This is a genomic window from Flavobacterium sp. LM4 (assembly GCF_002017935.1).
GTDB lineage: Bacteria > Bacteroidota > Bacteroidia > Flavobacteriales > Flavobacteriaceae > Flavobacterium > Flavobacterium chungangense.
The window spans coordinates 2,136,589-2,160,323 of record NZ_MUFW01000001.1 but is presented as its reverse complement, the minus strand read 5'-3'; the positions used below and the strand labels follow the sequence as shown (position 1 = coordinate 2,160,323).

Annotated in this window: 18 protein-coding genes and 1 riboswitch; of the genes, 1 reads left to right on the top strand and 17 read right to left on the bottom strand. The window is 35.9% G+C overall.

Annotated features, from left to right (window positions below; all coding sequences use genetic code 11):
* Window positions 1-17: 17 nt before the first annotated feature.
* The 15 genes from BXU10_RS09665 to BXU10_RS09595 form a co-directional block, all read right to left on the bottom strand.
* Entirely contained in the window at window positions 18-3,032 is a 3,015-nt protein-coding gene (locus tag BXU10_RS09665; protein ID WP_078227150.1) for a T9SS type B sorting domain-containing protein, read from the bottom strand.
* A 237-nt stretch (window positions 3,033-3,269) separates the two neighbouring features.
* Complete coding sequence (locus tag BXU10_RS09660) at window positions 3,270-4,493, bottom strand: dicarboxylate/amino acid:cation symporter (RefSeq protein WP_078227149.1); 1,224 nt, start codon at window positions 4,491-4,493, stop codon at window positions 3,270-3,272.
* Between the two features lie 87 nt (window positions 4,494-4,580).
* Window positions 4,581-5,234, bottom strand: coding sequence for a class I SAM-dependent methyltransferase (locus BXU10_RS09655; protein ID WP_078227148.1), 654 nt, complete (start codon window positions 5,232-5,234; stop codon window positions 4,581-4,583).
* 263 nt (window positions 5,235-5,497) lie between these two features.
* Window positions 5,498-6,454 carry a methylenetetrahydrofolate reductase [NAD(P)H] gene (metF, locus tag BXU10_RS09650; RefSeq protein WP_078227147.1) on the bottom strand — a complete coding sequence of 319 codons (957 nt, stop codon included), beginning with the start codon at window positions 6,452-6,454 and terminating at the stop codon, window positions 5,498-5,500.
* A 78-nt stretch (window positions 6,455-6,532) separates the two neighbouring features.
* Complete coding sequence (gene metH, locus BXU10_RS09645; protein ID WP_078227146.1) at window positions 6,533-9,208, bottom strand: methionine synthase; 2,676 nt, start codon at window positions 9,206-9,208, stop codon at window positions 6,533-6,535.
* Window positions 9,209-9,572: 364 nt separating this feature from the next.
* Window positions 9,573-10,346, bottom strand: coding sequence for a hypothetical protein (locus BXU10_RS09640; RefSeq protein WP_078227145.1), 774 nt, complete (start codon window positions 10,344-10,346; stop codon window positions 9,573-9,575).
* A gap of 59 nt (window positions 10,347-10,405) precedes the next feature.
* Complete coding sequence (locus tag BXU10_RS09635; RefSeq protein ID WP_078227144.1) at window positions 10,406-11,410, bottom strand: homocysteine S-methyltransferase family protein; 1,005 nt, start codon at window positions 11,408-11,410, stop codon at window positions 10,406-10,408.
* Between the two features lie 279 nt (window positions 11,411-11,689).
* A riboswitch (SAM riboswitch) is annotated at window positions 11,690-11,803 on the bottom strand.
* A gap of 571 nt (window positions 11,804-12,374) precedes the next feature.
* Complete coding sequence (locus tag BXU10_RS09630; RefSeq protein WP_078227143.1) at window positions 12,375-13,427, bottom strand: NAD(P)/FAD-dependent oxidoreductase; 1,053 nt, start codon at window positions 13,425-13,427, stop codon at window positions 12,375-12,377.
* Window positions 13,428-13,623: 196 nt separating this feature from the next.
* A complete protein-coding gene (locus BXU10_RS09625; RefSeq protein WP_078227142.1) occupies window positions 13,624-14,205 on the bottom strand; it encodes a bifunctional precorrin-2 dehydrogenase/sirohydrochlorin ferrochelatase in 582 nt (193 codons plus the stop codon).
* Between the two features lie 104 nt (window positions 14,206-14,309).
* Window positions 14,310-15,086 carry a uroporphyrinogen-III C-methyltransferase gene (gene cobA, locus BXU10_RS09620; RefSeq protein ID WP_078227141.1) on the bottom strand — a complete coding sequence of 259 codons (777 nt, stop codon included), beginning with the start codon at window positions 15,084-15,086 and terminating at the stop codon, window positions 14,310-14,312.
* On the bottom strand, window positions 15,079-17,169 hold the full coding sequence (locus BXU10_RS09615) for a HEPN domain-containing protein (protein ID WP_078227140.1): 2,091 nt from the start codon (window positions 17,167-17,169) through the stop codon (window positions 15,079-15,081). Before BXU10_RS09615 ends, cobA begins: the two co-directional genes overlap by 8 nt.
* 144 nt (window positions 17,170-17,313) lie before the next feature.
* Window positions 17,314-18,558 carry a sulfate adenylyltransferase subunit 1 gene (locus tag BXU10_RS09610; protein ID WP_078227139.1) on the bottom strand — a complete coding sequence of 415 codons (1,245 nt, stop codon included), beginning with the start codon at window positions 18,556-18,558 and terminating at the stop codon, window positions 17,314-17,316.
* A gap of 141 nt (window positions 18,559-18,699) precedes the next feature.
* Window positions 18,700-19,599 carry a sulfate adenylyltransferase subunit CysD gene (gene cysD / locus BXU10_RS09605; protein WP_078227138.1) on the bottom strand — a complete coding sequence of 300 codons (900 nt, stop codon included), beginning with the start codon at window positions 19,597-19,599 and terminating at the stop codon, window positions 18,700-18,702.
* A 143-nt stretch (window positions 19,600-19,742) separates the two neighbouring features.
* The gene (locus BXU10_RS09600; RefSeq protein ID WP_078227137.1) at window positions 19,743-20,453 is read right to left on the bottom strand and encodes a phosphoadenylyl-sulfate reductase; all 711 of its coding nucleotides are present in this window, start codon (window positions 20,451-20,453) and stop codon (window positions 19,743-19,745) included.
* Window positions 20,454-20,480: 27 nt separating this feature from the next.
* Window positions 20,481-21,383 carry a sulfite exporter TauE/SafE family protein gene (locus BXU10_RS09595; RefSeq protein WP_078227136.1) on the bottom strand — a complete coding sequence of 301 codons (903 nt, stop codon included), beginning with the start codon at window positions 21,381-21,383 and terminating at the stop codon, window positions 20,481-20,483.
* Window positions 21,384-21,692: 309 nt separating this feature from the next.
* Between BXU10_RS09595 and BXU10_RS09590 the strand changes: the two genes are divergently transcribed.
* Window positions 21,693-22,475 (top strand): sulfite exporter TauE/SafE family protein, encoded by a 783-nt coding sequence (locus BXU10_RS09590; RefSeq protein WP_078227135.1) that lies wholly within the window; start codon window positions 21,693-21,695, stop codon window positions 22,473-22,475.
* 79 nt (window positions 22,476-22,554) lie between these two features.
* On the opposite strand, the gene BXU10_RS09585 is transcribed toward BXU10_RS09590, so the two are convergent.
* Window positions 22,555-22,965 carry an Rrf2 family transcriptional regulator gene (locus BXU10_RS09585; protein WP_031454305.1) on the bottom strand — a complete coding sequence of 137 codons (411 nt, stop codon included), beginning with the start codon at window positions 22,963-22,965 and terminating at the stop codon, window positions 22,555-22,557.
* 235 nt (window positions 22,966-23,200) lie between these two features.
* Entirely contained in the window at window positions 23,201-23,716 is a 516-nt protein-coding gene (locus BXU10_RS09580; protein WP_078227134.1) for a hypothetical protein, read from the bottom strand.
* Between the last annotated feature and the right edge of the window lie 19 nt (window positions 23,717-23,735).

Here is a 23,735-nt window from a genome sequence, read left to right as displayed (position 1 = left end):
CATTTATAAGAAAAAATTTATCTTTTCATTGCAAAATGCCCTTTATAAACTTTGCCGTTTGCTCTTGTTACCACAAACCAGTAATCTGTTGAAGGCAATTCATGAGCATTAAAAGTCCCATCCCAGGCTGATGCTGCGTTTAGTTCTTTAATGAATTTACCGTATCTGTCAAAAATTTTGGTATTTATTGTAGGCTCCGTTTCTGAGAATTTTATTTTCCATGTATCATTATAGCCGTCTCCATTTGGCGTGAAAAACTTAGGATAATTTAGCAGAAAAACTTCCTGATTTACAGTTCCGCATCCGTTTTTATCCCGCACATATACAACATAATCTCCCGTTTGTAACCCCGACAAAGTATTGCTGTCCTGATAAGTAATTCCATCAACTGAATATTCATAATCTCCTAAACTGCTGTCTGCAAGTTCTACCATGATTATATTCTCCTCATCTGTCCAATCCTTAGTGCCTATATTTAAAATTGTGGCGCTATTGGATAATTTAACCTCAAAGTTTTTGGTTGAAGAGCAAATCGTATTTCCATGATTTTGAGTTACGGAAACCGAATAAGATCCGGCATCAGAAACCGTTATCGATTGTGAAACCTCCCCTGTAGACCATAAATAACTATCAAAACCGGAGCTTGCATCTATAGAAACATTTTTATTTTGACATAACGTAACAGTATCTGAAATGGCGATAACAGGTGCGGCCACTAATCCTAAATTCAGCTGAACAACCTGATAACATTTATCACTAGAATCAACTCTCACATAAATTATTGAAGTTCCTAAAGCCAAACTGTAATTCTCCGGTGTAGCAATCTGATCTGCTATTATCTGGTTTTCTGCACCCGACAATGATGTAAAATAGGTAAAAATACAGGAACTGCAAGTCGTTATTTTTGAATTGTAAGCAGTTAAGTCTATTGTTTCCGAACCATCGTTTCCTTCATCACAAATAAAATCTGTACTGTCATTTACTGGTAAACTTGGAGATACTACAGATGCTGAAACGGCTAATCTGTTTACACTTTCACAACCATTTACAGTTTGCGTAGCATAGTATGTTATTCCATTTAGTAGAGTTGTTGTGATTGGCAAAACATTTCCCCCATTTACGTTGTTATACCAAACGATAGTTGTTCCCGCAACAACAAGATTAGCAATAGTTGCCTTTTGTGTTGTGCAAAAATTTTGTGCCGCATCCCCTGTTGGTGCTGATGTATCCTGAATGTTTATTACTACCGGAATACGTAAACTTTCGCAACCCGTTAAAGTTTGCGACGCATAGTAGGTTTTGTTTTGCAGAGCTGTTGTATTGGTAAGCAAATTTCCATTTACAGCTGCATCGTACCATTTTACATTTGTGCCAGAAATGGCAATATCATCAATAACAGCATTTTGCTGTATACAAAAAGTTTGTGGTGTTGTTGCAACAGGAAGTGGTTCGTTATTTACAAAAGCTTTGATTTCAACTGAATTTGGAACAAGGGAAACACAGCCAATTGCATTTTTTATCACAACCTGATAAATATCCGGAACCAAATTCGTTTTAGTGTTACCCGATATCCAATTTTGGCCTCCATCAAAGCTATAAGACGCCGCACTATCTGTAACCGTAATGGTTCCTGTAGTCGTAAAACAATCTGGCTGCGTAATATTTACTGTTGGAGTTGGCGGGTATCCCGGCGGGATGCTAATTGTTACTTTAATTGGTGTGGTTTCGCACAATGTACTATTTCGTGTTTTGACCCAATAATCACCCGGAACAAATCCAGTTTTTACATTACTTGCCTGCCAGGATAAACCGTTGTCAAAACTATACTCAGCATCCGGGCTGGTAACTGTAATTGTACCGTATGGATTTGTACAAATTACAGGTTGAACAATATCTATTGTTGGCGTCTCACTAGAAACTGCTACTAAATTAATATGAGCTGAAACCAGAGCCGAAACGCAGCTGGAACTTTTGGTAGTAACATTATAATCACCACCCGCCAAACCTGAAAAAACCATAGATGACTGATAATTCACACCGTCTACACTGTACAAAAGGCCTGTCGGAGTTGTTACTGTAATAGTTCCCGAAGGTACATCACAATTGGGCTGAGTGGTTTCTATTGTGGCTTTTATAGGGCCGGATTTTACATTTATTGTTATTTCGTTGGAAAAGACACGGCAATTCGTAGAACTAATATTGGAACTGTCAGCAGTAGCGAGACGATATTTATAAATACCGGTTCCACCGGAAACAAAAGTATAAGTAGCCGCATTTGCCCCAGCAACATCCGTCCATGTTATTCCTCCATCAACACTATTTTGCCATTGATAACCAGCTGTTGTATAGGCTGAAGACGAAACAGAACCGCTTAGTGTAATTGACCTTGATTCACCTTCACAAACTTCCAGGTTAGTCACTGATTCGTTTACAATTGTTGAAGTAACCGTTGGCCCACAGGCTCTGAAAGTAATATCATCCAGAGCAATATCATTACCCGGAGCAGCACCTGCCTTATTATTTCGCATTCGAATAACAACCGTAGAAACTCCCGAAGGTGTGGTAAAAAAGAATCCGTATTGTTTCCATGTAGCACTACTGGACAAACCAATATCTCCAGTACTGTAGGTCCCTAAAATTGTCCCTCCCGTATCTTCAATTGTAAAAGTAATATTAGGCGGACTATTGTCCTGAGTTCTCAAAAGATTCATGATCCAGGCAGCAAATTCATAAGTAGTACCTGCACACAAACCGGAAACCGTATTTTTATAAAAATAATCGGTTGTAGATATACTTGCATTTACCACCATCATATAACCTCCTCCTGTATGATCTGTTGTTGTCCACCAGGTACCTGCTGTGTTCGTCCTGCTTTCTACTGTATAAGAACCATCGTTTGGAAAATCTGCTGTAGTCCAGTTGTAACTTGTAATTCCGGTTCCCAAAGCTGTGCCATGTGTTGATGTGCCTGAACCAAAATCTAATTTAACCACAGGATCACCCAAACTCCCGGTACATAACTGAGCCTGCAATTTTGATACAAAAAAAAGTATACTGAATGCTAAATAAAAGTTGATCCGATTCAAAATAAAGTTATTTTATCTCAGTAAAACTACTTTATAAAAAAATCAATTGTTAAACTTTTAGACCAATCTGCAGAAATGGACGATGAATCCTAAACTCCTACCTATTAACGTTTTATTCCCAACTTAAATCTGTAACAAAATCCTCGCTATATCATTAAAAATGAATAACTAACACAATTATTGTTACCATTTTGTCTTATCTGAAAATTTCGAAACAAGCATTGAAGAAATGACATCGCCATTAGCATTCAATAAAGTAGCTATTGGATCGACCAATGTTCCTAAAATCATGGCAACAGGCAAAGCTTGTTCCATTGGAAAACCATAAACCGTAATAGCGAGAACTTCACCTATATAACCTCCGTTCGGAATTCCGCCTTCGACAATCGAAACAATTATGGTGATTCCCAATGCCAGAAGAATTGTTGAAGGTTCTGTAAAATCCTTTCCAAACATGGCAAACAAAAAAGTGATTTTAAGAATCGATGACATACTTGAACCGTCTTTGTGTAAAGGTGCTCCAAGCGGAATTACCAGATTTCGGACATGCTCCGGAATTCCCATTTTTTGGGCAGCTTCTAAATTTGCAGGAATAGTTGCGATACTGCTGCAAGTTCCTATCGCGGTTAAAGAAGGGGTGATATTATTGCTCCAAAAAACTTTAAAAGCTCTTTTTCCTCCAGCAATTATGGCATATAAACTGAAAAACATGAAGAAATAAAATACGCAGGCGGCATAATAAACAGCCATAGGCTTAGCATAAACGCCAAACAACTGAGGTCCAAAGATACCAACCTGATAAGCAAAATAAGCTCCTAAACCGATTGGTGCAAATTTCATGATACTATTCAAAAGCTGTTTCATAACCTCGTTTCCGGAATTCAGAAAACTCTTGAATGCGTTTCCTTTTTCACCTGACTGCAATGTTGCAAAACCAATTAAAAACGAAAATATAATCAGTGCCAGCATGCTTTTTCGAGACAACAATTCTGAAAAATCATTTACTGTAACCAATTTTGCGATCTGATCACCTACAGATCCTGATTCTATATTTTCAAAAGGAACTTTAGTAATTGCTATATCCTGATGAATCGGGAAAAGATAAACCGCAAAAATCATTACAATTGCAGAAATAAGAAGCGTTGAAAGAAAAACCAATATCATAATTACAAACAGTTTTCCTAACTTCTCCGTTTGTTCCAAATTAGCAATCGAAGAACCAATTGTAAAAAAGATAAGTGGAATAATCGCTGTAAAAAGTAAATTCAGAAAAATATCTCCAAGTGGTTTTATTACCTCAACTCTTTCTCCAAATACTAACCCAAAAATACTTCCGACTATAATCCCGCCAAGAAGCAAAAGGATACTGCTGTAACTTTGTAGAAAATTGATTTTTTTAACTTCCATTATTTAAAAGTATTTTAATTCGCGAAAAAAGAGTCGATTTAAAATTAAATAAAAAAAGAGTACTAAAATTAATACTCATTTCTAATCTTATTTTTCCAGAACAATTGTCGTAAAAGCCCTGTCGACCAGTTCGCCAGTTTTGCTTTTTATTTTTTCTGTCTGACTTTCGGTATAAACAATTTTAAAAGACGTTTTTTCAATTAGTTTTAGTGCTTTTTCAGTACTGTAAAGCTCAAATTCAAATTGTGTAAACGGGAGTGTTTTCATAAAACTTTCCTCTGCAAATGTCAAACAGAAATTTCCATTCTGTTTTAAAACCCTGTAAATTTCTAAAAGTAACTCTTCTGGTTTATGCCAAAAATAAATAGTATTTACCGTAAATATTTTATCGAATAACCCATCTTCAAATGGTATTGTATTTCCATCATAAACCGAAAAGAAAGCTTGTTTTTGGGAAACAAAATTTCGGTTGATCTGGCGCGCTTCCTGAAACATTAACTCAGACATTTCGAGTCCGTAATACTTTAATTTTTCAGCTTGTTCAAACAAAAACTCAACATGCCCGGCATTTCCGTGGCCTAGTTCAAGAATTCTGTTTTCGTTTGATATATTAAGATTTTGAATTGAATGACGCGTCATATTGATGTTCGTTTCGTTCATCATATTACCCATTTCAATTCCCTTTTCTTCTGTTGGATGTTTTAATTGAGAGGCAATTTCCTGTAATTCTTCATTTTTCATAATGTTCAAATTTAATACAAATTGAAATTAAAACTCCTAATGCCCCAGCCCAGATGGGAACGGCATCCTTTTGTGGCGGGGTTCGCCACAAAAGATACAGTGGACAGCTGGATTAGCTGCTAAAATTAAATCTAAAAATTCTAAATTCCAGCTCTTTCGCAAAATTTGGAATCATTTCGAGAAACGAAGCAACCAAACTAGTAAGAACTTCAAAGATATACAGCATGAGATTGCTTCGTTCCTCGCAAAGACTTAGAATGAGTTTAAAAAACCTGACTCGCGATCTGGCGAATATTCTCAGATTTACCCATTGAATAATAATGCAAAAACGGAACTCCGGCTGCTTTTAATTCTAAAGACTGCTGAATCGCCCATTCGATTCCTACCTGTTTGATTTCAGCGTTATTTTTGCATTTGTCAACAGCATCAATCAAATCTTCCGGTAAATCGATACGGAAAATTTGTGGCAGAACTTGTAAATGTCTTTGAACAGCAATTGGCTTAATTCCGGGAATAATAGGAATTGTGATGCCCATTTCTCTTGCTTTTTCTACAAAGTTGAAATATTTAGCATTATCAAAAAACATTTGAGTAACAACATAATCTGCACCGGCATCGACTTTTTCTTTTAATCTTTTTAAATCAGACTGCAAAGAAGGCGACTCAAGATGTTTCTCCGGATAACCGGCAACTCCAATACAAAAATCGGCTCTGTTGTCTATATCCATCACTTCATGAAGGTATTTACCACAGTTCAAATCGTTGATTTGTCGAACCAAATCGACAGCATAGTGATTACCGCCGTCTTTAGGAACGAAAGACTGCTCGTGTTTCATTGCGTCACCACGAAGCGCCATGACGTTATTGATTCCCAAATATTGACAATCAACCAACATATATTCGGTTTCTTCCTGTGTAAAGCCTCCGCAAAGCAGGTGCGGCACAGTATCCACATTATATTTGTGTTTTATAGAAGCACAGATTCCAAGCGTTCCCGGACGCATACGTGTTAGTTTTTTGTCTAAAAGTCCGTTGCCTTTGTCGATATAGATAAACTCTTCGCGCGAAGTCGTTACATCAATAAAAGGTGGTTTAAACTCCATTAACGGATCGATATTGTCGTATAATTCCTGAATGCTTTTGCCTTTTTGAGGCGGAATAATTTCAAATGAGAATAATGTTTTTCCTTTGGCGTTTTCTATATGTTCTGTTACTTTCATTATTAAGTCTTAAAGTTGTAAAGTCTAAAGTCTAAAGTCTTTCCTTTCGGACTTTACGACTTTTGACTTTCGACTAATTTAATCTGCTATATTAGGGTTTAACCATTTCATTGCGTAATCGAGCGGAACATTTCGGCGTTTGGCGTAATCTGTAACCTGATCTTCTTTTATTTTTCCGAGTCCGAAATATTTACTTTTCGGATTTCCGAAGTAATATCCTGAAACTGACGAAGCCGGCCACATTGCCATACTTTCTGTTAAGGTTACTCCAATCTGTTTTTCAACATCCAGAAGTTTCCAGATCGTTGGTTTCTCTAAGTGATCCGGGCAAGCTGGATAACCCGGAGCAGGACGGATTCCTTTATAATTTTCTTTAATCAATTCTTCATTAGTTAAAGCTTCATCTGAATCATAACCCCAGAAATCTTTACGCACTCTCTCGTGAAGATATTCGGCGAAAGCTTCTGCAAAACGATCCGCAAGTGCTTTCACCATAATCGAATTATAATCGTCTAAATTCTTTTCGTATTCTGCCGCCCATTCGTCTACCCCAAAACCAGTAGTAACGCAAAAAGCTCCCATGTAATCATCAATACCGCTTTCTTTTGGCAGAATAAAATCGGCTAAAGCGATGTTTGGTGCACCTTTCGTTTTTTGTGACTGTACTCGAAGCGTCAAAAATTTCTCTAAGACCTTTCCGTTTTCATCACGCAATTCGATATCGTCGTCGTCAACCTGATTGGCAGGAAAAATTCCGTAAATGCCTTTTGCTTTTAGTTTTTTCTCTTCTAAAATCACTTTCAGCATTGCCTGAGCATCTGCAAAAACAGAAGTGGCTTGTTCACCAACAACCTCATCCGTTAGAATCGCCGGATATTTCCCATGCAATTCCCACGTTTGAAAAAACGGTGTCCAGTCGATATACGGAACCAAAACATCCAATTCTACTTCGACGATTTGTGCGCCTATTTTTTTAGGTTTGGTCGGAGTATATTCAGACCAATCCAATTGTAATTTATTTTTACGGGCTTCTTCAATCGTCAGGAAGTTTTTATCTCTCGAACGATTTAAAAAGGTTTCTCTAAAAGCATCATATTCTGCACGAATATCTGCTGCATATATTTTTCGGTTATGATCCAACAGATTTCCCGCAACGGTAACAGCTCTCGAAGCATCGTTTACGTGAATGACGGTTTCTCTGTACTGAGGTGCAATTTTCACGGCTGTATGGGCGCGGGAAGTTGTTGCTCCCCCAATCATAATCGGGATTTTAATGTTTTGTTTGTCTAATTCTTTAGCCAGATATACCATTTCATCAAGCGAAGGCGTAATGAGTCCGCTTAGTCCAATAATGTCAACTTCATGTTCGATCGCCGCTGCAATGATTTTCTCCGGAGGAACCATTACACCTAAATCTACAATCTCATAATTGTTACAAGCCAAAACTACCGAAACGATGTTTTTTCCAATATCATGAACGTCACCTTTTACGGTTGCCATCAGGATTTTTCCGTTTCCGGATTTGTCTCCGGCTTGTTTGCTGGCTTCAATAAACGGCAATAAATACGCCACCGCTTTTTTCATTACACGAGCCGATTTTACAACCTGAGGCAAGAACATTTTTCCGCTTCCGAACAAATCTCCAACCACGTTCATTCCTGTCATCAAATTGATTTCGATAACTTCAATTGGTTTTGTTGCTGCCAAACGTGCTTCTTCTACATCTTCTTCGATAAAAGCGTCAATTCCTTTTACCAACGAATGTGTGATACGTTCCTGAACAGTTCCAAAACGCCATTCCTGAACGGCTTTTTCATCGCTTTTTACTTCGCCTTTTACATTTTCTGCAAAATCCAAAAGTCGCTCTGTAGCGTCGTCACGTCTGTTTAATATTACGTCTTCAACGTGTTCTAATAAGTCTTTCGGAATATCATCGTAAATTGTCAGCATCTCCGGATTCACGATTCCCATCGTCATTCCGTCCTTAATTGCATGGTATAAAAACACCGAGTGCATCGCTTCACGAACCGTATCATTTCCTCTAAAAGAAAACGAAACGTTACTCACACCACCGCTGATATGTGCGTGTGGCAAGTTCTCACGAACCCATTTTGTTCCTCTAAAAAAGTCAATTGCATTCAGGCGGTGTTCTTCCATTCCTGTTGCAACCGGGAAAATATTCAAATCGAAAATAATATCCTGCGGAGGAAAGCCTACTTTATTGACCAAAATATCATACGAACGCTGGCAAATCTCCACACGGCGATCGTAATTATCTGCCTGACCCACTTCGTCAAAAGCCATAATAATGGCCGCCGCACCATATCGTTTGATTAATTTGGCGTGGTGAATAAAGTTTTCTTCTCCTTCTTTTAACGAAATCGAGTTGACAACGCTTTTTCCTTGTACTACTTTAAGACCCGCTTCGATAATTTCCCATTTCGAACTGTCGATCATAATAGGAACCCTCGAAATATCCGGTTCTGCAGCAATTAAGTTTAGGAATTTGGTCATGGCATTTACACCGTCCAACATTCCTTCATCCATATTAATATCGATGATTTGTGCTCCTCCTTCTACCTGCTGTCTTGCAATATCAAGCGCCTCGTCATATTTCTCTTCCTTGATTAAGCGAAGGAATTTTCGCGAACCGGTTACATTTGTACGTTCTCCAATGTTTACAAAAACACTTTCGGGCGTAATGATTAACGGTTCTAATCCTGCTAATACAAGGTCTCTTCTTTTTTCTGCCATTTTCTTTTTAAGTTACTAAGATCCTGATATTCTAAGGCTCTGAGTTTTTCAATTCTATTTTTATAAGGTTTTAACCTTTATCTTCTATAATTTTTGGGCGTGTCCCAAGGGCCGGGCTATCCGTTGCAAGTCCTCGACCAATTTCGTTATCACTACATCGGTCTGTGGGCTTTTCACTTCTATCCCTCACGCAAACTCGGTTTCATAATAAATTTATAATTCTCCGATATTTTAATTGTATTTTTTTTTTGCTAACGCGAGCGTCACGCTCGTGCACGTTTCCAATTATAATTTTTTAAATCCCTTTGTGGACACGAGCTGGAAGCTCGCGCTAGCGGAGGTTTTATGCTTCTCCGAGATAATTTCAGTAATTATACCATTCATTTTTATCTCCTTCTTCATAAATCCTTTTTACAGTTTCAGCATTGATTTTATATTTTTTCGAAATTTCTTTTTCATATTTTTTGGTCAATTCATCTAATTTATTAGCATAATTATCGGTATCAAAATTAGCTGTATAAGGATAAATTTTATCTAATTTTTCTCTTGCTCTTGTTTCAGTATTGGCTAATTCTTTATATATCTTCTTTCTTAAATCAAAACTTAATCCCGAAACAACTGTATTATTCGATTCTCTATCTAAACCTTCTCCAAAATTATTTGCAATTTCAAAATTTGCAACATATGATGATTTATCATTATTTGATGCAATTTCATTAGTCACTTCGCCATTAGAGGGTTTGAAAGTAGCCATTGCAACATCATAAGAACCATCAATCAAGTTTTTATCACTATACAACCAGACTGTAACGTCATCAATATCATTATCTTTTTGAACAATATTTTCAATCAATTTAGTTAACAAAAGTGGTATTTGAGTTTTTGTAATAGTTTTTGCTACCAAATATTTATAAGTAAATCTTTTATTTGTCACAGCATTTGCATCCATTGATGTTTTTATGCTTATATCTTCCTTTTTTATTAAAGAGTATTCGGGTAATTCAATTTCCTTTTCATCTGTTTTAACTTCAATTTCTTTTGGAACTTCTAGTAAAACTTTATTTTCTACAGATTTATCCTCTGTTTTTTTACAAGATAAAATAGAAATTAAAACACTTAAAAAAATCACCTTTTTCATAATTCGTAGTTAAATATTATACCTACAAGGTTTTAAAAACCTTGCAGGAAATGTAAACGTTATGCAAAAACCGGCGCCACTCTTGGCTTATAATCCTTCGCCACTTCTGCAATCAATCGAATATGATCCGGAGTCGTTCCACAACAACCACCGATTATGTTGATTAAATTATCCTCTAAATATTCTTTGATTAAAGCCTGAGTTTGTTCTGGTGTTTCATCATATTGTCCGAATGCGTTTGGCAAACCTGCATTTGGATGTGCCGAAACGTTGAACTGTGTATGCTGAGATAACGTTTTTAAATACGGTTTCAACAAATCGGCTCCAAGAGCGCAATTGAAACCAACACTCAACAACGGAATATGTGATACTGAAATCAAAAACGCTTCTACCGTTTGCCCGGAAAGCGTTCTTCCTGAAGCATCGGTAATCGTTCCTGAAACCATGATTGGAATATCGATATTACGGTCGTCTTTTACTTCTTCGATTGCGAAAAGTGCTGCTTTTGCATTTAACGTATCGAAAATGGTTTCTACCAACAGTAAATCACATCCGCCGTCCATTAAAGCTTCAACTTGTTGTTTGTAGGCGATTCGTAAATCGTCAAAAGTTACCGCTCTGTAACCCGGATCGTTCACGTCTGGTGACATACTTGCCGTACGGTTTGTCGGCCCTATTGAACCTGCTACAAAACGTGGTTTATCCGGATTTTTAGCGGTAAACTCATCGGCTACTTGTCTCGCAATTTTAGCCGATTCGTAGTTAAGTTCGTAAACCAGATCTTCCATGAAATAATCGGCCATACCGATTGTCGTTCCGGAGAATGTGTTGGTTTCTACAATATCTGCTCCCGCTTCATAATATGCAGCGTGTACGTCACGAATTGCCTGTGGCTGTGTGAGGGATAATAAATCGTTGTTTCCTTTTAACGGATGCAGAAAATCTTTGAAACGCTCGCCACGAAAATCTTCTTCTGAGAAGTTGTAGCGTTGTAACATGGTTCCCATTGCTCCGTCAAGGATTAGGATATTTTTTTTGATTGCTTCCTGAATTGTAATCGACATATTTTTTTATCTTTTAGCTACTAAGGTTCTAAGATGCTAAGTTTTTTAATCATTATTAATTTCAAAAGTTCACTATTGCCGGCTCATTAGCCCCGATTACTTCACCTATTTTCTATTTTCACAGGAGTTCAGTAAACTACGCTTGAGCCGTTATCCTCGCAGTGAAGCGGAGAAATATAGGCGAAAGCGGGAATTTTGACTGCAAAAATGCGTCAATGATTCGCTCGAAATATTGTAAGTTGTCAGGAAAAGTTTTTTGAGAAATACGTAATGTATTTTGCGTTATCTATCTTGAATACATTTTGTTGTATTAAGTAGAATGTAGCACCTTCTTTATGGCAAAGGGTTGCTAAGGTTTCATTGGGTCTTTCCCTCGGCCTTTCGTGATAACTTTCAATAAAATTAGGAACGGCGCAAAGGTACAAAATAGCCTTTCGACTTGCAAGTTTTTTTTAAGATTCTAAAACACTAAGGTTCTGAGGCTTTATGCTTAAATTTTCTAAAATAAAAAAGCTCAAACTATGTATCAGTTTGAGCTTTCGATTTTAAAATCTTAGTCTATAAACCCAGCGTTACGGGCTTATTAAGGTGATCAGAATGGGGTCGTTTAAAAACTTCTGTCCCATTTTAGAAATGTATCCATGACTTCCTGATGATCTGTTAATTCATTATCTGTCATTTTCATTTCACTGCCGACTTTGGAATTTTCTTCTAGTAGTTGTTCATCATTGTTCATAATAGATAATTTGTTTAATACTTTCTTAAAGTTAGTATTTTATATTGGTAATTCAAAATGCTAAAATCAAAATTTCTCTTTCTGAAAAAAATTAATACTGCAAATTTACCTCACTTTTTACAGACTAAGTTTAAATTAACATCAATAAAAAAGCCCAAACTTAAAAAGTTTGAGCTTTATAATATAAACTGTCAGAACCTTAGCTGCTCAGCAACTTAGAAACTCAGACTACACTATTGCTTTCACAACCGCTTTTGGAGCTTCTTTACGAGTTCCGTCAAAACCGTCAACACCAGAAACTGTTGTATATTTCAATACATATTTTTTACCTGGGTTGATAATTCCGTATGCAGCCTGGCACATTAAAGTTGCTTCGTGGAAACCACAAAGGATTAATTTTAATTTCCCAGGGTAAGTATTGATATCTCCAATGGCAAAGATTCCAGGAATGTTGGTTTGGTAATCTAATGCGTTGTTTACTTTAATCGCATTTTTCTCGATTTCAAGTCCCCAGTCTCCAATTGGTCCTAATTTTGGCGTTAATCCGAAAAGTGGAATAAAGAAATCCGTTTCGATTTTACGGTGTGCTCCGTTTTCCTCAATATCCAAAGATTCTACGTGCTCAGCACCGTTAATTCCGATTACCTCAGCTGGTGTGATCAATTTGATTTTTCCTGCTGATTTTAATTCCTGTACTTTTTCTACAGAATCTAAAGCTCCTCTAAATTCGTTTCTACGGTGAATCAAAGTTACTTCTGAAGCTACATTTGCTAAAAAGATACTCCAGTCTAATGCTGAATCTCCTCCTCCTGCAATAACCACTCTTTTATCCCTGAATTTCTCCGGATTTTTGATGAAGTATTTTACACCTTTATCTTCATAAAACTCGATATCTTCAATAAGAGGTTTTCTGGGTTCGAAACTTCCCAAACCTCCGGCAATTGCGATAACCGGTGCGTGGAATTTTTTTCCTTTGTTTGACGTTACGATAAAACTTCCGTCTTCTTGTTTTTCGATAGTTTCTGCACGCTCACCTAAAGTAAAACCAGGTTCAAATTGTTTAATCTGTTCCATTAATCCGTCTACTAAATCTCCCGCTAACACTTCCGGAAAACCAGGAATGTCATAAATTGGCTTTTTAGGGTACAATTCAGAAAGTTGTCCGCCCGGCTGAGGCAAAGCATCTAAGATATGGCATTTTAATTTTAATAATCCTGCCTCGAAAACGGCAAATAAACCTGTTGGTCCTGCTCCAATTATAAGTATATCTGTTTTAATCATTATGGTGTTGTTTATAATCATTCTTAATAATACAAAGAAACGAATAATTTATTCTAATTTCAATGATTTTTATCATTCATTTCCTTGCGAAACTTTTTACTCTTTATTTTTAACGAACCGGTAATTTCGTTCATTCGTTTACATCTGGTTAAAAAAACGACACTACAAAATCGGTTGTTCCTCCGGAACTTTTTTGTTATTCTTTATTTCTCAAAGAAGCCGTTATTTCATTCATCTTCTTTACTTTATCTTCAAAATCGCCCTTTAGCGTTTTTCTGTATTCGTTTAGGTTTTCGACCATTGAATTGATATCTTCCGGAATTACTTCTTCAAAAAATTCTCTTAGCCTTTTGGCTGTTGTTGGTGATTTTCCGTTGGTCGAAATCGCAATTTTTACATTTCCTTTTGTTACGATTCCGCCTAAATAGTAATCACACAAATCGGGTGTATCGGCAATATTGCAAATCAAATAACGCTTTCTGGACAAATCGTAAACCCTTTTATTCACCGCTAAATCATCCGTGCAGGCGATTACCATGTGTCGCTTTTTGAGCATTTTCTTTTTGAACTTTGTTTCCGTCAATTTAATTGAAGGATGATTTTCAGCTAATACTTTTATTTCTAAATGAAAGTCGGGCGCAACCACCTCAACGTTGGCATTTGGACTCGACTTTAATAAAAAAGAAAGCTTTTCCAATCCAACATTTCCTCCACCTACAATCAGCACATTTAGATTGTGAAGTTTTAAGAATACCGGATATAATTCGTTTTGTTCCATTTTAATTTTTTGTTTCGCCGAAAATACTAAAATCTGACGTTACAATTTTTATTTTATCATCGGGTTAAAACCCGACGCTACAATATGTTTCGTTCCTACGGAACTTATCTCGAGATTTCTTTTGACAGAAATTCTTCGTAAAATCCTTTTAGCTTGTGACTTTCTTTAACAACTTCTCCCAAAACAATAATTGCGGGTGAGCTCAAATTTCGTTGTTTTACAATTTCAATAATTGAATCTACAGTTCCTACACCCACTTTTTCTTCTGCTGTTGTTCCGTTTTGAATAATCGCTACGGGCAAATCGCCTTTCTTTTCATGCTGAAACAATTCAACAATTTGAGGTAATTTGTGCATTCCCATCAAAATCACAACTGTTGCTGATGATTGTGCTGCCAAAGCTACATCTGCTGATAATCTCCTGTCTGAAGTTGTTCCTGTAATGGCCCAAAAGCTTTCTGAGACGCCTCTCTTTGTAATCGAAATTCCCTGACTTGCAGGGACTGCCACTACTGATGAAATTCCAGGAATTACAGCTGTCTCGATTCCGAAACTTTCTGCAAATTCTATTTCTTCGCTTCCCCTTCCGAAAACAAATGGATCTCCACCTTTTAACCGAACTACATTTCCATACGTCAGCGCATTATCCACAATCAACTGATTGATCTGATCCTGCGAATAAACATGATCTCCAATTCTTTTTCCAACAAAAATTCTGATCGCATTTTTAGGAGCGTGGTCTAAAATTTCATCATTTGCCAAGGCATCATACAAAACCACATTCGCTTCAGCCAGTGCTTTTGCACCTTTCAGTGTAAGCAATTCCGGATCGCCGGGACCTGCACCGACTAAAGTTACTTTTGGTTTTATAGTATTATGCATTTGCTAATTCCTGTGCTCTGTATTTTTCTATTATCGCAAAAAATGCAATTCCTTCTTCAATATATTGTTTTGCGAATGCTTCAGTCGGCTCATTTTTATTGATTTGATAAACCAATTCTTTGAACGTTGTTGGCAATCCAATTTTAGCACTTTCAACAAAAACAGTATCAAATAAATCTACGATTCCTGCATGGTTGTTTGTTTTTTGGTTTTCTGAAAGCAACAATGCTTTTGCACCGTTAACAAATCCTGCATAAGCGTGATAGATTGCATCAGCCCATTTTCCTTCGTCGAAAGATTCCTGTGCGAAAGTCAGTTTATCTTTGGCTTCTAATAATAAAGTAGCGACTAAATCAATCACAACACCGGCACATTCTCCAACTCCAACCGCTTTTACATAATTGTCTGCATTACCCCAGTCAATAAAATCGGCTTCAGTTAAATTGGTTACATCTGCAAAAGGTTTTAAGATTTCATAGAAATATTTCTCTCCTTTGGCATCATAATAATTAAGGAATTTGTCTCCGTTTCCATTAGCATCAAAATCATTTAAAATAGTTCTTAATGCGTCCGGTCCTCTACGGCTTGGAATTTTAATTACTTTATCAGCAAAACGTCCTTCTCCGTTTCCTAAACGTCCGCCTCCTAATAAAACCTGTAAAGCCGGAGCTACCAGTTTTCCTGAGTTGATAGACATTCCCTGAAAACCAATTGCTGACATATTATGTTGTCCGCAAGCGTTCATACAACCACTGATTTTGATTTCAATCTCAGTATTGTTGCTGTATTGTGGGTATTCTGCTTTGATTACTTTTTCTAATTCATCTGCAATCCCGGTACTGCTTGCAATTCCTAAATTACAAGTATCTGTACCTGGGCACGCAGTGATATCACCAATAGTATTGTAACCTAAAGCTACCATATCTAATTTGGCTAATTCCTGATAAAAGAAAGGTAAATTCTCTTCTTTTATGTGACGAATTACAATATTTTGACGCAATGAAAAACGAAGTTCATTTGCTCCGTAATTTTTAATCAAATCTGCTAATAATCTCGCTTTATCTGTGTAAAAATCACCTAATAAAACTTTTATTCCGATTGCATAATAACCTGCCTGTTTTTGAGCGATTACATTCGATTTTTTCCAGGCTTCATAAGCTGCTGTATCATCGATTGTAACTTGCGGAACTGCTAATAAAGGTTCCGGAATTGGACCTTCAAAAGCGGTGGTGTCAATTTCATATGTTTCAAAAGCGATTGCTTTTTTCTCTTTTTCAACCAAATCAAGGAAAACATCTCTTCCCATTTCTTTGATTAAGAATTTCATACGGGCTTTCATCCTTTTGGCACGCTCACCATATCGGTCAAAAATACGGATGATTCCCTCTGCTGTCGGGATGATTTGATTTACCGGAATAAATTCTGAAAGTAATTCAGCGTGAGCAGGCTGTGAACCTAAACCTCCACCAAAAACAACTTTAAAACCTTTTTCACCATTTACAATTTTTGGAATAAATCCTAAATCATGCAAATAACTCAAAGCAGTATCTTCATCAGATGATGAGAACGAAATTTTGAATTTACGTCCCATTTCCTGACAAATAGGGTTTCTTAATAAGTATTGAAACATTCCATGAGCATAAGGCGTCACATCAAATGGTTCGTTTACATCTACACCTGCCAATTCACTTCCTGTAATATTTCTAACGGTGTTTCCACAAGCTTCTCTTAATGTAATATCGTCCTTAGCCAAATTAGCCCAAAGTTCAGGCGTTCTGTCTAGACTTACGTAGTGAATCTGAATATCCTGACGTGTTGTAATGTGCAGACGTCCTGTAGAATATTCATCAGAAACTTTCGTAATACGTACTAACTGCTCACTGGTTACTTTACCGTAAGGCAATTTGATACGAATCATTTGTACACCTTCCTGACGCTGACCGTAAATTCCACGCGCTAAACGAAGACTACGAAAACGCTCATCATCAATTTTTCCTCCACGGAATAAATGAATCTTTTTTTCTAAATCGATAATCTCTTTCTGAACTATCGGATTTTCTATTTCTGTTCTAAAACTTTCCATTTTCTTTTAAGCTTTGAGCCTTGGGCTATGAGCTGTGGGCTGTTATCTGTATTATAAACTTATATCTTTTTTAGATTTACTCTAAAACTAGGTTTTTACCATTGTCCAAAAGCGCTAGGCTCAAAGCCCATAGCTGAAAGCTTCCTATCTAATAAATCCTACTCCTGCTGTTGTGTTGGTTACGGCATCAATTAAAATAAAAGCACCGTTTGATTTATTTTCATTATAAGAATCAAAATATAATGCTTTGCTTAATTTGATACTTACTTCACCGATTTCATTAATTGATAATTGTGAAGCCGGAGTAGTTCCTGAATAATCAGTCGCAATTGTATTGGTAACACTCTCAATTTTAGCTAAAACTCTGTTCGTATTGTGCTGTACAAAATATTTAGCTCCCGGAACTAATTTTTTGCTGTCCATCCAACACACTGTAGTTACAATATCTTTTTCAATTTTTGGAAGTTCTGACGATTTTACAATCATATCACCTCTTGTCACATTAATATCATTTTCTAATTCGATTGTAATTGAAGAACCTGCAACAGCTTCATCAAATTGTTTATCGAAAAAATGAATGTTTGTCACTTTTGATTCGGTTAAAGAAGGCAAAACCGTTACCGCATCCCCAACTTTAATTGAGTTTCCGTATAATTTACCGGCATATCCTCTAAAATCATGGTATTCTTCTGTTTTTGGACGGATAACTGTCTGAACTGGAAAACGTGCTTTTCCTGCTTCAAAAACATCCGAAGAATGTAATCCTTCTAAATGCTCCAAAATTGTCTGCCCTTCGTACCAAGGCATTTTACCTAACTTATCCACGACATTATCTCCTGTCAAAGCACTCAACGGAATATAACTTACGTTTTGTTCTTTGAAAGTACTTTTTGCATTTAATGCCTGAAAATCGGCTTTGATTTTATTGAACACTTCTTCTGAATAATCTACTAAGTCCATTTTGTTGATGGCAACGATTACTTCTTTTACTCTCAATAAATTATTGATAAAAAAGTGACGATACGTCTGCTCAATAACCCCTTTTCTGGCATCAATTAAAATGATTGAAACCTGAGAAGTCGAAGCTCCTGTAACCATGTTTCTTGTATATTCTACATGACCTGGAGTATCGGCAATAATGTAACTTTTCTTTGCAGTCGAAAAATAAATATGTGCCACATCAATCGTGATTCCTTGTTCTCTTTCTGCTACCAATCCGTCAGTTGCCAAAGAAAAATCAAGATAATCATATCCTTTTTGTTTACTGCTTTTTTCGATTGCTTCAATTTTATCTGTAGTCAATGATTTTGTGTCATACAATAATCTTCCGATCAAAGTACTTTTTCCGTCATCTACACTTCCTGCTGTTGCTATTTTTAAAACGTCCATTCTGTAATATTTTGTTTCAGGTTTAAAGTTTCAGGTTTTCTGTTGAAACTAATAATCTGCATGTTTTTGTTTTCTTGATTTTCACTTTTAAAATTTCGTCTAGAATTGCATTCATAATTCACAATTCATAACTCATAATTATTAAAAGTATCCTTGTTGTTTTCTTTTCTCCATTGCAGCTTCAGAACGTTTATCGTCAATTCTGGCTCCTCTTTCTGAAATGGTAGACTCTCTGATTTCGCCCACTACCTCTGCAATAGTTGCTGCATAAGATTCAACAGCTGCTGTACAGCTCATATCTCCAACGGTTCTGAAACGAACAATTCGCTCTTCGATTTGCTCATCTTCTTCCTGATATACAAAAGGAGAATGCGACCAGATTAAACCATCTCTTAAGAAAACTTTTCTTTTATGTGAAAAATAGATTGATGGAATTTCGATGTGTTCTTTTTCAATATAACTCCAAACATCTAATTCTGTCCAGTTTGAAATTGGGAAAACACGAACGTTTTGTCCATTTTCGATTTTACCATTCAAAATATCAAATAACTCAGGTCTTTGATTTTTTTCGTCCCATTGTCCGAAATCATCACGAACAGAGAAAATACGTTCTTTTGCTCTTGCTTTTTCTTCATCACGACGCGCACCACCAATACAAGCATCAAATTTAAATTCTTCAATGGCATCCAAAAGTGTTGTCGTCTGTAAGCTGTTACGGCTTGAATATTTTCCAGTTTCTTCAACCACTTTTCCTTCATCAATAGCATCCTGAACATTACGAACGATCAATTCTAAACCTAATTCTTCTACCAATTTATCTCTGAAAGCAATTGTTTCAGGAAAATTGTGTCCCGTATCAACATGTAATAAAGGAAACGGAATCTTAGCAGGAAAAAATGCTTTTTGGGCCAAACGTACTAATGTAATAGAATCTTTTCCACCTGAAAAAAGTAAAACCGGTTTGTCAAACTGAGAAACAACTTCTCTAAAGATGTATATCGCTTCACTTTCTAAAGCATTTGTTTTTAACACTGAACTCATTTTTGATATTTTATTTGATATTTTATTTGTGAAAACTTTAGTTTCAAGTTTTTTTCGCCTGATCTAAAAATCTCTGCTTTTATTCTAATAATCTGTATTCTATTGTCTGCCATCAGCGTGTTGCTTTTAGCTTGTTTTTTCTGCTACTCTTTTTTCGCACCATGCAAACCACATTCTTTATGACTGGACTCCCAATACCATCTTCCGGCTCTGATATCTTCTCCGGGAAAAATGGCTCTGGTACAAGGGGCACAACCGATACTTACAAAGCCTTTTTTGTGTAATGCATTTTGAGGTACATTGTTTTCCTTCAAATAATCTTCAACTTCCTGCAAAGTCCATTTTAACAAAGGATTGAATTTGATAATGTCAAAACCTCCATCATATTCAAACAAACTCAAATCTTGTCTGTTCTCGGATTGTTCTGCTCTTAAACCTGTAATCCAAACCGCATTTCCTGCCAAAGCTTTTCGCAACGGAACTACTTTTCGAATAAAACAGCATTCTTTTCTGTTTTCAACCGAATCGTAGAAGCTATTCGGGCCTTTTTCTTTCAGCAAATTTTCAACTGATGCGGCTTCAGGAAAGAAAACCTCGATAGGTTTCTTATACTTTTTTAATGTTTTATGAAAAACATCATACGTTTCCTGAAACAACCTTCCGGTATCTAATGTAAAAATGGTAATATCCAAATTGCTTTTGGCAATGTAATCTGTAATCACCTGATCCTCCTGACCAAAAGAAGTCGAAAAAATTACTTTTCCCGGAAATTCTTCAGCCAAAAAAGCAAAAGTCTCTTCAATTGAAAAATCTTTCGTTTTATCTAACAGTGATTGTATAATTGTCGCACTCATATTCTTTCTTTCCTTCCTAAATATTTATTACAATAATTTAGATAATGTTTTTAAACTCAATAAAATAATTAAAATTCCTACTGCCACCATCATTGGTTTTCTTTTGATTTTATTAACCAAATAAGCCGCCAATGGAGCAGAAATAACCCCTCCTAAAATCAACCCGATGATTACCTGCCAACCGTGAATTCCTCCAAAAAGCATAAAGGTAATACCACTTGCGAATGAAATTGCGAACTCAGCTGCATTTACAGAACCAATCGTATATCTTGGATTTCTTCCTCGTCCTAATAATGTTGAAGTTACAATCGGCCCCCAGCCTCCTCCTCCAACAGAATCCATAAAACCTCCAAAAACAGCTAAAACGCCTAATTTTTTAGTTTTCTTTTTTACAATACTCTTTTTTAATGCTTTTCTGATAATAATAAGTGCCAGAACGATCATATAAACCGCAATAAATGGTTTAATAACATCGCCATTAATAACATCAGATAATAGATAAGCTCCCGTAATAGAACCTAATACTCCTGGAATCAATAAATTTTTTACCAGTTTTTTATTGATATTTCCAAATTTATGATGCGATATTGCAGATGCTCCCGTTGTAAACATCTCAGCTACGTGAACTCCTGTACTGCTAACTACTGGAGGAATTCCGTAAGCCAATAGAAATGAAGTTGATGTCGCTCCATAACCCATTCCCAAAGTACCGTCTACCAATTGTGCAAAAACACCAATAGCAAAAAAAACTAAAAACTCCTGATTAAATCCTCCAATAAATCCGTCCCATGAAAACTCAGCATGGTGGTTATAAATCAGCGTACTTAGCAAACCTATTAATAAAACAACAGGTATCCCTATCCATAATTTATCTTTTATTGACGCATAAAAGGTAACATCAACACTATTAATTTTCAATTCTTTCTCCATAATTACTGGGTTTCCTTGCTAAAATCTATTACCCTATCGGGTTAGTAGATTGAAAAGCAAAATTACTACTTATTTCTAAATATCAAAACAATTTTTAAACTTTTTAAACTTCTAAACTTCTTAAAATCAAATTCTAAGGAAATTTTAAAAGATTAATAAATAAATTCAATAAATCTAAAACCATACTTCTCTGTTTTTAAGATACTTACAATTACAATTATTTCAAGTTCCAAATATACACTTTTAAAGCCTACCATTTCCATAGGATAATTGTAAAATTGTTTCTATTTTTGCGCCAAACTTTTATTTATGGATTTTCAAATAGGTTTAGTTATTGCAGGTTTAGTTGTTGGTTTTGTAGTAGGCCTGACAGGTGTTGGAGGTGGTTCTTTAATGACTCCTATTTTATTATATTTTGGAATTCCGCCAACAAAGGCCGTGGGTACCGATTTGCTTTATGCAGCTTTTACCAAAATGGGCGGTGTATTTGTGCATAATAAAAAAAGCAACATAAACTGGTCCATTACCGGATGGTTAACCTTAGGCAGTGTTCCGGCAGCCTTACTGACTTTATGGATTCTAAATAATATTAAAACAGATATCGAAACTGTTAATCAGGTGATTAAAAAAAGTTTAGGATGGGCATTGCTTTTCACTTCTGTAGCCATTATATTTAAACAAAAGATATTAAAGTTTTCTCAGAAACACGCCGGAGATAAATTTCACAGCGAAAGCACAACTCAAAATATGCTAACTATAGGAATTGGTGTTTTATTAGGTGCAACAGTAACTTTGACATCTATTGGCGCCGGTGCATTGGGAACCGTTACTTTATTCTTTCTTTATCCTTTATTGCCAACTCCCCGTTTAGTGGGAACCGAAATTGCACACGCCGTTCCATTAACTTTAGTTGCAGGCGTTGGACATGCCTCTATGGGAAACCTGGATTTGATATTATTGGGACAATTATTATTGGGATCTCTTCCGGGAATTTTTGTAGGAAGCATGCTAAGCGGAAAAGTTCCGGATCAGTTTCTTAGAAATGCAATCGCAGTAATGCTCTTTTTAGCCGGGTATAAATTGATTTTTTAGACTAAAATAATTATAAAAAAATGACCATTTCATTACTATTATATGAAATGGTCATTTTTTTATAATTAATTCTGTACTATTAAAATGCAATATCTGCCAGAGAATTACTTTCCAGTATTTTGAGTGTATTGTCACGAACTTCTGTCATTAAACGTCTCGCGGCACAGGTTGATTCATCATCACAATCATCGCATTTTTCGTAAAAATTATGGCTGGCGCATGGCAATAGAGCAATGGGGCCTTCCAAAATACGGTATACTTTGGCCATACTGATATCTTTTGGTTCTTTGATTAGATAATATCCTCCGCCTTTACCTTTTTTGGCTCCCAGAAAGCCAGAGTTTCTTAGCAGCAATAAAATACTTTCCAGGAATTTGATCGAAATATGTTCGCTTTTGGCAATTTCAGCAATTTGTACAGGCTCATTATTTTCACGTCTGGCCAAATAAGTTAAAGCTTTAATTCCGTATTTTGTTTTCTTTGAAAGCATTTTTAAATTTTAGATTGGAAATTTAGTTCAGAAGCTATCAATGAATTAAACATAAAGCTTCCTGTTATTTCGGAGCAAAAGTAAGCTTTTTGAATGAGATTTCTAATAGAACAAAAGTTAATTCTACCAAATTAGTATAGTTTTATCAATCCTCTTCCTGAACTTCAATTAAATTGAATTTATGACACCTTTTTAATTTTAGTTGCTAACAAAATATACTTTTTGGCTAAAAATATTACAAAAAAATATTACAAATAATAAAAGCATTCTCTTTTTCTAAATATAGTGAATGGCCTTGATTTTCAAAAAAATGATTGGAAATTTTTAAAGCTGAAAACCACTCCGGATTTGGCAGATTTAAATCTTTTTGCCCAAAATACAATTTTATTTTACAACACGGAATCTGGGTTTCAAAACGTAATCTCGTTGATGAAACCGCTATTAAATGAGAAACTTTTAAACCTTTTAGAGCAGCTTTCCATGCAATTGCTCCTCCTATGCTAAAACCTAAAGCAGTAATTTCACCTTTTTCAAGCTTCAATAAATTCTCAACTGCTTTTTCAATTCCTCCATTTAGAAATTGATTGTGGATATCTGATTCGGTAACACATTCTAAACTGATATCTGCCAATTCCCGAACATCATAATATTGGACATCAAATTTAGATTGTAATATTTCGGTATATAATTGTACCCATTCGGGATTTTTCCCTCCAAATAAATCTGATAAAATGAGTAATTTTGGTTTCATAGTTTAGAGAAATTAATTT

Excerpts from the sequence above, each read along its gene's own strand:
- BXU10_RS09640 (WP_078227145.1), bottom strand. The coding sequence starts at position 10,346 with ATGAAAAAGGTGATTTTTTTAAGTGTTTTAATTTCTATTTTATCTTGT.
- BXU10_RS09630 (WP_078227143.1), bottom strand. The coding sequence starts at position 13,427 with ATGATTAAAACAGATATACTTATAATTGGAGCAGGACCAACAGGTTTA.
- BXU10_RS09635 (WP_078227144.1), bottom strand. The coding sequence starts at position 11,410 with ATGTCGATTACAATTCAGGAAGCAATCAAAAAAAATATCCTAATCCTT.
- BXU10_RS09600 (WP_078227137.1), bottom strand. The coding sequence starts at position 20,453 with ATGAGTGCGACAATTATACAATCACTGTTAGATAAAACGAAAGATTTT.
- BXU10_RS09590 (WP_078227135.1), top strand. The coding sequence starts at position 21,693 with ATGGATTTTCAAATAGGTTTAGTTATTGCAGGTTTAGTTGTTGGTTTT.
- BXU10_RS09615 (WP_078227140.1), bottom strand. The coding sequence starts at position 17,169 with ATGGAAAGTTTTAGAACAGAAATAGAAAATCCGATAGTTCAGAAAGAG.
- BXU10_RS09610 (WP_078227139.1), bottom strand. The coding sequence starts at position 18,558 with ATGGACGTTTTAAAAATAGCAACAGCAGGAAGTGTAGATGACGGAAAA.
- BXU10_RS09595 (WP_078227136.1), bottom strand. The coding sequence starts at position 21,383 with ATGGAGAAAGAATTGAAAATTAATAGTGTTGATGTTACCTTTTATGCG.
- BXU10_RS09585 (WP_031454305.1), bottom strand. The coding sequence starts at position 22,965 with ATGCTTTCAAAGAAAACAAAATACGGAATTAAAGCTTTAACTTATTTG.
- BXU10_RS09660 (WP_078227149.1), bottom strand. The coding sequence starts at position 4,493 with ATGGAAGTTAAAAAAATCAATTTTCTACAAAGTTACAGCAGTATCCTT.
- cobA (WP_078227141.1), bottom strand. The coding sequence starts at position 15,086 with ATGCATAATACTATAAAACCAAAAGTAACTTTAGTCGGTGCAGGTCCC.
- BXU10_RS09625 (WP_078227142.1), bottom strand. The coding sequence starts at position 14,205 with ATGGAACAAAACGAATTATATCCGGTATTCTTAAAACTTCACAATCTA.
- BXU10_RS09655 (WP_078227148.1), bottom strand. The coding sequence starts at position 5,234 with ATGAAAAATGAAGAATTACAGGAAATTGCCTCTCAATTAAAACATCCA.
- BXU10_RS09580 (WP_078227134.1), bottom strand. The coding sequence starts at position 23,716 with ATGAAACCAAAATTACTCATTTTATCAGATTTATTTGGAGGGAAAAAT.
- metF (WP_078227147.1), bottom strand. The coding sequence starts at position 6,454 with ATGAAAGTAACAGAACATATAGAAAACGCCAAAGGAAAAACATTATTC.
- metH (WP_078227146.1), bottom strand. The coding sequence starts at position 9,208 with ATGGCAGAAAAAAGAAGAGACCTTGTATTAGCAGGATTAGAACCGTTA.
- cysD (WP_078227138.1), bottom strand. The coding sequence starts at position 19,599 with ATGAGTTCAGTGTTAAAAACAAATGCTTTAGAAAGTGAAGCGATATAC.